Below are 3,168 nucleotides of genomic sequence, written 5' to 3'. Positions count from 1 at the left end.
GACTCTGCCATCCAGCGCGACCGGCTCAACCCCGACAGCCGGCTCTTCGGACAAGTCACTTCCCGAACCCGCCAGCGGCGACCCCACGCCCGCACCACCGTGACTTGACAAATACAGAGGCACCCCGCGGTCTCGAACCCGTCCATCTCGGGCATGACGACGTCGAGCAGGATCAGCGCGAAGTCGTCGCTCAGCAGCTCCTTCAGCGCGGCCTGCCCGGACGTGACGGGCACGACCTCCACCGGCAGCGCGTCGAGCACGGCGGCGAGGGCGGTCAGGTTCTCCTCGCGGTCGTCGACGGCCAGGATCCTCGTGTCGCTCGGCACCGGACTCCCTTACGTCAACGACGGTCTATGCCGTCCACCCTGCCATGGCCGGAAGAACGACAACAGTGAATCGTCCCAGACTAAGAATTTCTAGGGTAGCCAGCCGGGTTTGACCAGGCCGGATTCGTAGGCGAACACGACGAGTTGGGCCCGGTCGCGGGCGTTGAGCTTTACCATCGTCCGGCTGACGTGGGTCTTCGCGGTGGCGGGGCTGACCACGAGGCGGGCCGCGATCTCCTCGTTCGACAGGCCCTCGCCGACCAGCGCCATGACCTCCCGCTCCCGGTCGGTCAGGGCGTTGAGCCGCGGCGACGGCGCGGGTTCCTTGGCCCGCGCGGCGAACTCGGCGATGAGGCGGCGGGTGACCGACGGCGACAGCAGCGCGTCCCCGTCCGCGACGGCCCGGACAGCGTGGATCAGCTCGACGGGCTCGGTGTCCTTGACGAGGAACCCGCTCGCGCCGCCGCGCAGCGCCTCGAACACGTACTCGTCCAGCTCGAACGTGGTGAGGATCACGATCTTGACGCCGTCCAGCCGGTCGTCGGACGCGATCCGCCGGGTGGCCTCCAGGCCGTCCAGCCCCGGCATGCGGATGTCCATCAGGATGACGCTCGGGCGCAGCCGCTTCGCCTGCGCGACCGCCTCCTCGCCGTCGCTCGCCTCGCCGACGACCTCGATGTCGGGCTGCGCGTCCAGCAGGGCCCGGAAACCGGCCCGGACCAGCACCTGGTCGTCGGCGAGCAGCACTTTGATCATCGAGTCTCGCGCGTCCGGCGAGCCACCAGAGACCTGCATGTCCGGTCAGTCCTCTCTCACGGCGGACGCGCCGTCCGGTTCCGCGGGCGCCCGCCCGTCCGGTTCCGGCCGGTCCGGTTCCGGTCCCGCTTCCAGGGGGAGCGTCGCGCGGACGCGGTACCCGCCGCCCGGCCGCGGCCCCGCCTCGAACGAGCCGCCGAGCGCCGCGGCCCGCTCCCGCATGCCGCTGATCCCGCTGCCGCTGCCGCCCGGGTCGTCCAGGAGGGACACCCCCTGGCCGTCGTCGTCGACCTGCACCACGATCTCGGTTTCACCGTAGGCGATGCGGACCCGCGCCGTCACCGGGCCGGGACCGGCATGGCGGCTCACGTTCGTCAGCGACTCCTGGACGATCCGGAACGCGGCGAGGTCGGTGCCCGCGTGCAGCGGGCGGCGATCCCCGGTGATCTCGGCGTCGACCCGGAGCCCGGCGGAGCGGGCGCGGGCGAGCAGGTCGTCGAGGCCGCCGAGGCCCGCGGTGGGGGTGCGCGGCGCGGTCTCGCCCTGCGCCCGCAGCGCGCCGATCACCCCGCGCATCTCGGTGAGGGCCTCCTTGCTGGCCTCCTTGATGGCGGCGAGCGCCGTCCGGGCCTGCTCGGGGTTCTCGTCCATCAGGTGCAGCGCCACCCCCGCCTGCACGTTGATCATCGAGATGTTATGGGCGAGGACGTCGTGCAGCTCGCGGGCCATCCGCAGCCGCTCCTCGCTGGCCTGGCGGCGCTCCTCCTCGGCGCGGGTGCGGGCCGTCTCGGCGGCCCGCTGGGCGCGCGTCCGGACCAGCTCGGACGTGACGAGCACGACCAGCGCCCAGGCGGTGACGAACGTCGCGGCCACGAGCGTCGGCTCCTCGGGCGAGAACCAGCCGCTGCCGCGCTCGTCCGCCGGGACGCCGATCAGCACGGACAGGCCGAAGAAGGCGGCGAGACCCAGGCCCGTCCCGGCCCAGGCGGCCAGGCGGTGACCGGCGACGACGGCGGCCATCATCGCGACGCCCAGGGAGAACGGCGCGGGCCCGTAGGGGTAGGCGCGCAGCAGGTACAGCGCGGTCACCGCCCCTACCGCGGCCAGCGTGAACACCGGGTTGCGGCGGCGCAGCAGGAGCAGCGCCGGGCCCGCCAGCAGCAGGCCGAACCCGAGCGGGTCGAGGTCGGCGTGGCCGGCGCCCGAACCCGGTCCGGCACCGGCGCCCCGGTCGTCGGCCCACGGCGGTCCCGACCCTCGCGGCCCGCCGCCGTGCTGCGCGCCCATCGACCCGAACACCTGGACGAACGCCAGGAGCACCGGGACGACCCAGACCGGCCACGTGGCGGGGGTCGGCCAGCGGTACCGGACCGGGCCGCGGGGCGCTGAAGTGCTCATGTCTGCACGTTAAGTCATCGAGGTCAGGCCCCACGTCGGCCGTGGGGAGTGAGCGTCCGTACTCCTCGGGACGTACCCGCACAGGCGGGACACCGGGGCCGGGATCACTCTGTCCATCGGATGGGGAGGCGCTCGAAACCGTGCCGGGCGTTGGACCGCAGCATCACCGGCTCGCCCACGACCTGCGGCAGCCCAGGACGTTCCAGCAGCGCGTCGAGGAGCGCGCGCAGCTGCACGCGGGCCAGCCGCGCGCCGAGGCAGGCGTGGAACCCGAAGCCGAAGCAGAGATGCGACCGGCCGCCGCCGACGAACCGGTCCGGCAGGAACCGCCCGGGGTCGGGGAACACCTCGTCGTCGTGGTTCGCGGAGACCAGCCACAGCGTGACCCGCTCGCCGGCGAGCAGCGGCACGCCGCCGATGACGGTGTCGCGCTGCACGACCCGCCAGACCTGGAGGACGGGCGTCCACCAGCGCAGCATCTCCTCGACCGCGCCGTCGAGGAGCCGCTCGTCCGACCGCGCCTCCTGGAGCCGGACGTACTGCGCCGGGTGGCGGAGCAGCGCGTAGAGGCCGCCGGTGAGGGTGTTCCGCAGCGTTTCGGGCAGGTCGCGGACGACCTCGCCGACGAAGTCCACCGTCTCGCCGTACGGGACGCGGGCGAGCATGGCCCGGGCGGGCGGGTCCATGT

At 73.3% G+C, this 3,168-nt stretch carries 4 protein-coding genes; all 4 read right to left on the bottom strand.

Features of this window, described 5'->3' with window-relative positions:
* On the bottom strand, window positions 1–326 hold a 326-nt coding region (locus E1264_RS45775; protein WP_243711495.1), incomplete at its 3' end, for a response regulator.
* Window positions 327–416: 90 nt separating this feature from the next.
* The gene (locus E1264_RS41580) at window positions 417–1,082 is read right to left on the bottom strand and encodes a response regulator transcription factor (RefSeq protein ID WP_132182925.1); all 666 of its coding nucleotides are present in this window, start codon (window positions 1,080–1,082) and stop codon (window positions 417–419) included.
* Between the two features lie 45 nt (window positions 1,083–1,127).
* Complete coding sequence (locus tag E1264_RS41575) at window positions 1,128–2,480, bottom strand: sensor histidine kinase (protein WP_132182923.1); 1,353 nt, start codon at window positions 2,478–2,480, stop codon at window positions 1,128–1,130.
* A 104-nt stretch (window positions 2,481–2,584) separates the two neighbouring features.
* The coding region (locus tag E1264_RS41570; protein ID WP_132182921.1) for a cytochrome P450 at window positions 2,585–3,168 on the bottom strand (584 nt) is incomplete at its 5' end.

Origin of the sequence: Actinomadura sp. KC216, assembly GCF_004348535.1 — a bacterium.
In the GTDB taxonomy this organism is placed as follows: Bacteria; Actinomycetota; Actinomycetes; order Streptosporangiales; family Streptosporangiaceae; genus Spirillospora.
Note: the sequence above shows the minus strand (reverse complement) of the source record. Positions and strands in the feature narration are given on the sequence as shown.